Here is a 6,680-nt window from a genome sequence, read left to right as displayed (position 1 = left end):
GGAGAACAGCAGATCGGTCATGTGCTCGTCCTCGGCCAGCACCCACTGTGCGTGGGTGATCGCCTCGCCCAGCAGGCGACGCCCCCACAAGGTCAGGGGTGAGGCCAGCGCGGGATCCGCGGCGACCGCGGCACGCACTTCGTCGCGCACCCAGTCCGAGGAGGTCGTCTGGCTGAGCGCCTGCGCCATCACGTCGTGCGCCTCCGGCGGCAGCTGCTCCACCATCTCGTCGTAGAAGTCGGCGGCCAGACCGTCGCCGACGTACATCTTGACGAGCACCTCCAGCCAGTCGCTGGGCGTGGTCACCCGGTGGTATTCGTCGAACACCCGCTGGTGCTTCTCCACCGCATCGGTGACCGAGCCGCCGGCCTGCTCCACCTGTTGGGCCAGCAGGTCGAAATGCTGCTGCTCGGAGGCCACCATCCGCATCATGGCGATCCGGTCGGCGATGGTCGGCGCCATCTCCGCGTCGTCGATCAGGCGGCGGACCGCCGAATACTCTCCGGCCAGGAAGATCTCGTACAGGGTCGCCGTGGCGGGCGCGGTGACGGCATCGGGAGTGTTCGGCATGGGCTTCAACCTAGTCAACGGTTCGGGAGGTTGTCGACGCTCGCGGTACACTGACGTCAGACGTTGGCCGCAGCTGGTCCCCGACCGCCGCGCCCGTCGCTATTGAGCGCGCACGAGATCGCTCGTCACCGGCGCCCCTGGGGCGGACCCGTGGAGCCTGACATGTGCGTGCACGACGCACATTGAGAGGCACACAACCACACATGACCACCGATACCGCTGTCGACGACGTCCAGACGACCATCGTCGACGAAGAGCACGTCGCCCCCACCTTCGCCGAACTCGGCGTCGACCCGGCGATCGTCGCCGCCCTCGAGGCCGACGGCAAGAGCCGCACCTTCGCGATCCAGGAGCTGACCCTTCCGCTCGCACTGGCCGGCAGTGACCTGATCGGTCAGGCCCGGACCGGCATGGGCAAGACGTTCGGTTTCGGCGTCCCGCTGCTGCACCGTCTGGTGAACGCGGAGGCGTCGGGTATCCGTCCGCTGGACAACACGCCGCGCGCGCTGGTGATCGTGCCGACCCGTGAACTCTGCATCCAGGTGTACGAGGACCTGCAGGTCGCGTCGAAGGGTGTGAACGTCACCCTGGCCGACGGCACCGAGCGTCCGCTGCGGCTGACCGCCATCTACGGCGGCCGTCCCTACGAGTCGCAGATCGACGAGCTGCAGAAGGGCGTCGACGTGGTCGTCGGCACCCCGGGCCGTCTGCTCGACCTCGCCCAGCAGGGCCATCTGGTGCTCGGCAAGGTCGAGGTGCTGGTTCTCGACGAGGCCGACGAGATGCTCGATCTGGGCTTCCTCCCGGACATCGAACGCATCATGGGCGCGCTGCCCACCCCGCGTCAGACCATGCTGTTCTCGGCCACCATGCCGGGCCCGATCGTGACGCTGGCGCGCACCTTCCTGACGCAGCCGACGCACATCCGCGCCGAGCAGGCCAACGACTCCGCCGTCCACGAACGCACCACCCAGCTGGTGTACCGCGCTCATGCGATGGACAAGGCCGAGCTGGTGGCCCGCATCCTGCAGGCCGACGGCCGCGGCGCCACCATGATCTTCACCCGCACCAAGCGCACCGCGCAGAAGGTGGCCGACGATCTGGCCGAACGCGGCTTCAGCGTGGGCGCCGTGCACGGCGACCTCGGCCAGGTGGCCCGCGAGAAGGCGCTCGGCAAGTTCCGTGACGGCAGCATCGACGTGCTGGTCGCCACCGATGTCGCGGCCCGCGGCATCGACATCGACGACGTCACCCACGTCATCAACTACCAGTGCCCGGACGACGACAAGACCTACGTGCACCGGATCGGCCGTACCGGTCGCGCCGGCCGCACCGGCATCGCCGTCACCCTGGTCGATTGGGACGAGCTGCACCGCTGGGCCCTCATCGACAAGGCCCTCGACCTGGGGCAGCCGGAGCCGCCGGAGACCTACTCGACGTCGGCGAACCTGCGTGAAGACCTGAACATCCCGGAGACTGCCACCGGCCGCATCGGTGCGCCGACGGCGACGCCGGCCCGCCGCAACGACGACCGCAAGGTGGTCGAGCGCAACCGTGATCGCTCCGACCGCCCGCAGCGCAACCGCCGCCGCACCCGGGGCGGCACCGGCAGCGGCTCCGGCGACGGTGGCGGCAACGGTTCGTCCTCGAACGACACCGCACCCAAGGACGCCGCACCGAAGGACGCCGCCGGCGACCAGGCCGAGGGCGGCGCCTCACGTCCGCGCCGCCGTCGCCGCCGTCGCTCCGGAGGAGGCCAGGGCGGCGCCGGCAACGGCGCGCAGGGCAGCACCGGCGAGTCGTCGACCTCCAACGACTGATTCCCGACTGACTTGGCCCGCATCGCGCCCGAGCGCCGGACCCGGCTCGACCTGATCATCACCGCGATCCTGGTGGTCGCGGCGGTGGCGGCGGGGCTCACGCTGTGGATCACCAGCCCGGCGCGCAAGGCCGATCTGCAGACGGCGGCCACCGAACCGAAGCTGGCACCGGTCGCCGGGGACGCCCCCACCCGTCTGCGGGAACTGTGGCGCGCCCCCTCGAATGCGACCGCGGTCCCGGCGGTCGCCCGGGCCACCGTGATCAGTGCCGACGGGGGCGACATCGTCGCTCACGATCCGGCCGGCGGCGCACCGGTGTGGCGCTATCACCGCGACAACAGTCTGTGCCGGGCCGTCGCGGCCTGGCCGGGCGGCGACGACGACGTGCTGGCCGTGTACCGCGACAGCCGCGGCTGCAGTGAGGTCACCTCCTTCGACGCCGGCACCGGCCTGCGCCGGGGGGAACGGACCAGCGACGCCGACGACACGCTGGATCTCTCCTACGACGACACGTTCGCGCTGGCCGCCGGGCCGTCACGCCTGGAGACGTGGGGCACCAACCTGGTGCGGGGAATCGAGTACGGCCGCGTCGACGCCCCCGTCAATCCGGGTGTGCAGCCCGACCGTTCCGCCTGCCACCTGTATTCGGCGGTCTCCGGCTCGAGCCGGGTCGCGGTGATCGAGCGGTGCGCGGACGACGACGGCTACCGCCTCACCGTTCTCGGATCCACCCTGACCGACGACGAGAAGGTCAAACAGTACGGCTCGCAGGTGATCACCGACTCCGCCGGCGACCCGCCGCCGCAGGTCATCGCGACCACCGATCAGACCGTCACCGTGTACGACGGGGGTGGCACCGGCCGCGGCGCCCCGTCGATCCGCCAGTTCTCCACCGACATCGAGGAGAAGGGGCGCGAACCCGTCCCCGGCGACCTCACTCCCCCGGCCGAAAGCCGACCGCTGCACGGACAGGGCCTGGTCACCTACTGGACCGGTAAAGCCACCACCGTCCTCGACGCCTCCACCGGCAAGCAGCGCTTCTCGGTGCCCGACACGATCGGTCCCGGTGAACTCTCCACCGGCCTGCTGGTTCCGGTGAAGAACGCGATCAGCGTCCGCGACCCCAACAACGGCCGGGAGATCCGGAAGATCCCCGTCGACCGCGGGTCGTACACCGGCCTGGTGTCGCTGCGCGTTCTCGGTCCGTACGTGATCGAGCAGCGCGGGTCGGAGATCGTCGCGCTCGGGTAGCACGCGAAGCGCGTCGGACCTGCCCCTAGACGCCGAGCTCGAAGGTCTTCAGCTTCTTGCCGTTCCAGTGGTCCCACAGGTTCTGGGCGAGTTCACGGTAGGCGGTCGCCCCCTTGTTCTTGCGGCCCCGCATGACCGAGGCGCCGGAGGCGGAGGCCTCGGCGAAGCGGACGGTGCGCGGAATGGGCGGGTCGAGCACCGGGAGGTCGTAGCGGTCGGAGACGTCGGAGAGGACGTCGCGACTGTGGTTGGTGCGCGCGTCGAAGATGGTGGCGACGGCGCCGAGCATGGTCAGATCCGGGTTGGTGATCTGCTGGACCTCCTGCACGGTCCGCAGCAGCTGTCCGACACCACGGTGAGCGAGGGTCTCGCACTGCAGCGGGACCACCACCTCGTCGGCGGCGGTCAGGCCGTTGAGGGTGAGCACGCCCAGCGACGGCGGGCAGTCGATGATGATGACGTCGAAGTCCTGCGCCACCTCGGCCAGCGCACGCTTGAGGGCGTATTCGCGTCCGGGACGCATCAGCAGGAGGGCTTCGGCGCCGGCCAGATCGATCGTCGCGGGCAGCAGCGTGACGCCGTCATCGGTGTCGATGAGGACGTCGGCGATGTCCTCGGCACCCAGCAGGACGTCGTGCACGGACTTGGTGATCTGGTCCGGGTCGTGACCGAGCGAGAACGTCAGACAGCCCTGCGGATCCAGATCGACCACCAGGACGGAGACGTCGAGGTCGGCGAGAGCAGCTCCGAGCGAGGCGGTGGTGGTGGTCTTGGCTACCCCGCCCTTCTGGTTGGCGATGGCGAGCGTGCGCGTCATGCCGTCAACAATAGTGGCCGCCGCCACTGCGCCGGATGTGAGGTCGCTCGCTCACATCGGCCGGTCAGGCGTCCGGCGGAAGATCGTTGTCGTAGAGCCAGTTCGTAGACTGCGGAGCGAACATCAAGACCAGGGCCAGGACCACGACGACGGCCAGCAGGGTGCCCCACACCGGCTGGTGGCTGCCGGTGAGCAGCGTCCACGCCACCACCCCCAGCATCAGCTGCGCGAACACGCCCACGCCGCGACCCCACCGACGCCCGCGAGACAGGGCCGAACCGGCCGCCAGCAGGGCTGCACCGCACACCGCGAACCAGGCGGCGCTGCCATAACTGTTGATGTACGACTCGTGGTGGCCGCCGATCCCGCGGATCACATAGATCACCGCGACCACCAGCCCGGCCACACCCTCGACGCCCACCAGGGCTCCGGCACCGCGCAGCAGCGGCGGCACCGGGGTGCCCCGCAGGGCGGGGGCGGCGGATTCCGAATCAGTCACACCGCAAGCTTATTGGGCCAGGGCGAATCGGCGGAGCGCGGGGACGACGGTAGGGTGATCGATCGTGCGCGTCATGCTCGTCACCAATCCCTTCGCCACCTTCACGACCGATGCCGGTCGCGACACCCTGGCGAACACCTTGTCGTCCCGTTACGACGTCGACGTCGAACACACGACGCATCGCGGCCACGCCGGTGAGCTGGGCGCCCGCGCCGCCGCCGAAGGCTACGACGCGGTGGTCGTGCACGGCGGTGACGGCACCGTCAACGAAGTGGTCAACGGACTGGTCGGCGCCCCCGACCGCCCCGACCCGGTGCCGTCCGACCGGCTGCCGGCCGTCGGTGTGGTTCCCGGCGGCAGCGCGAACGTGTTCGCCCGCGCCCTCGGGATCGACCGCGACCCGATCGTCGCCACCAAGCAGCTGATCGACATCCTGGATTCGAACAGCCGCCGACCCATCAGCCTCGGACACACGCTGAACCGCTGGTTCCTGTTCAACTCCGGTATGGGCATGGACGCGATCGTCGTGCGCCGCATGGAGGCCAAGCGCAAGGCCGGCAAGCGCGCCACCCCGCAGCGCTACCTGGCGACCACCGTCTCGTCGTTCTTCTCCTCGACGGTCAACCCGCCGAGCTTCACCGTCGAGGTTCCGGACCATGCGCCGGTGACCGGTGTGCGGTTCGGCTTCGTCAGCAACACCGGCCCGTGGACCTACCTGGGGACCAAGGCGATCCGCACCAATCCGACCACCGACTTCGATCACGGTCTGGGTGTGTTCGCCGCCACCAGCGTCTCGGTGGCCCGCAACCTGATCCTGGGCGGCAAGCTGCTCGCCGACTCGGACGATCCGAAGGCCTCGCACCTGTTCCGCGACGACGACGTGGAGTGGGTGAAGTTCTCCGGAAGCAAGCCCGCCGACGTGCAGATGGACGGCGACTACCTGGGCGAATACAGCGAGATGACGTTCGGCTGCCGACGCGCCGTGATCGACGTGGCCGCACCGGTCTCCTCGCCCGCGACGCCCTGACCTGCGGGTGAAACCTGGCCGTAACCGGCCGTAGGACACAAAATCACCGGGATTCCAACCCCATGTGATCTATTCGGCAATCGCGGCTGAACTATAGCCAAACGGCGGACACGCTAGTACAACGGAATCAAGCAGCAAACGCCACCCCCACTGTGCGAAGCCCCTGAGCCGGTGATAATGAGCGGATTTGCCGCCTCAGCCCGTAAATACCTACGAGCTCCCGCGCGCCTTGAATGAGGCGCGGGCGGAGTCATGCCTAAGGAGAGAGTGAAATGGACTGGCGTCACAAGGCCATCTGTCGCGACGAGGATCCGGAACTGTTCTTCCCGGTCGGTACCAGTGGTCCGGCCATCGCGCAGGTCGCCGATGCCAAGCTGGTGTGCCAGCGCTGCCCGGTGACCGCCGAGTGCCTGACCTGGGCCCTCGAGACCGGTCAGGACGCCGGCGTCTGGGGCGGTATGAGCGAGGACGAGCGTCGCGCGCTGAAGCGCCGCAATGCTCGCACCCGCGCACGCAGCACCGTCTAACCCTCTCCTCGAGCGCGCCGGACGGCGCACCCGAGACCCGAAGCCCGGCCGACTCTCTTCGCGGCCGGGCTTCTTTCATGTCTGGACCAGCGCACAGACGGGCCCGTTGGAGGCCGTCGCCGGGCAGGACCCGGCCGCAGTCCGTATACGGCCCAGTAGTGCGGGTGCG

At 69.3% G+C, this 6,680-nt stretch carries 7 protein-coding genes; 4 read left to right on the top strand and 3 right to left on the bottom strand.

Going from position 1 to position 6,680, the window contains the following annotated elements; genetic code table 11:
- The coding region (locus QM774_RS14445) for a ferritin-like fold-containing protein (RefSeq protein ID WP_414976541.1) at nt 1-570 on the bottom strand (570 nt) is incomplete at its 3' end.
- Nucleotides 571-773: 203 nt separating this feature from the next.
- Here QM774_RS14445 and QM774_RS14440 point away from each other — a divergent pair.
- Together QM774_RS14440 and QM774_RS14435 are read left to right on the top strand one after the other, a co-directional pair.
- The gene (locus tag QM774_RS14440) at nt 774-2,390 is read left to right on the top strand and encodes a DEAD/DEAH box helicase (RefSeq protein ID WP_414976540.1); all 1,617 of its coding nucleotides are present in this window, start codon (nt 774-776) and stop codon (nt 2,388-2,390) included.
- Between the two features lie 12 nt (nt 2,391-2,402).
- Nucleotides 2,403-3,641 (top strand): hypothetical protein, encoded by a 1,239-nt coding sequence (locus QM774_RS14435; protein ID WP_414976539.1) that lies wholly within the window; start codon nt 2,403-2,405, stop codon nt 3,639-3,641.
- Nucleotides 3,642-3,666: 25 nt separating this feature from the next.
- Here the strand turns inward: QM774_RS14435 and QM774_RS14430 are convergent, their stop codons facing one another.
- Both QM774_RS14430 and QM774_RS14425 read right to left on the bottom strand, forming a co-directional pair.
- A complete protein-coding gene (locus QM774_RS14430) occupies nt 3,667-4,458 on the bottom strand; it encodes a ParA family protein (RefSeq protein WP_414976538.1) in 792 nt (263 codons plus the stop codon).
- Nucleotides 4,459-4,522: 64 nt separating this feature from the next.
- Nucleotides 4,523-4,957: a hypothetical protein gene (locus tag QM774_RS14425; RefSeq protein ID WP_414976537.1), complete on the bottom strand. Its 435-nt coding sequence runs from the start codon at nt 4,955-4,957 to the stop codon at nt 4,523-4,525.
- 64 nt (nt 4,958-5,021) lie between these two features.
- Between QM774_RS14425 and QM774_RS14420 the strand changes: the two genes are divergently transcribed.
- Both QM774_RS14420 and QM774_RS14415 read left to right on the top strand, forming a co-directional pair.
- Nucleotides 5,022-5,984, top strand: a complete 963-nt coding sequence (locus QM774_RS14420) for a diacylglycerol/lipid kinase family protein (RefSeq protein ID WP_414976536.1) — start codon at nt 5,022-5,024, stop codon at nt 5,982-5,984.
- 272 nt (nt 5,985-6,256) lie between these two features.
- Nucleotides 6,257-6,511 (top strand): WhiB family transcriptional regulator, encoded by a 255-nt coding sequence (locus QM774_RS14415; protein ID WP_414976535.1) that lies wholly within the window; start codon nt 6,257-6,259, stop codon nt 6,509-6,511.
- Nucleotides 6,512-6,680 lie beyond the last annotated feature (169 nt).

This window comes from Gordonia sp. (in: high G+C Gram-positive bacteria) (assembly GCF_047600565.1).
Taxonomy (GTDB): domain Bacteria; phylum Actinomycetota; class Actinomycetes; order Mycobacteriales; family Mycobacteriaceae; genus Gordonia.
This window is presented reverse-complemented; position numbering and strand designations above follow the sequence as displayed.

What these genes read in the sequence shown, in the direction of transcription:
- QM774_RS14415 (WP_414976535.1), top strand. Translation starts at nt 6,257, where the DNA reads ATGGACTGGCGTCACAAGGCCATCTGTCGCGACGAGGATCCGGAACTG.
- QM774_RS14430 (WP_414976538.1), bottom strand. Translation starts at nt 4,458, where the DNA reads ATGACGCGCACGCTCGCCATCGCCAACCAGAAGGGCGGGGTAGCCAAG.
- QM774_RS14440 (WP_414976540.1), top strand. Translation starts at nt 774, where the DNA reads ATGACCACCGATACCGCTGTCGACGACGTCCAGACGACCATCGTCGAC.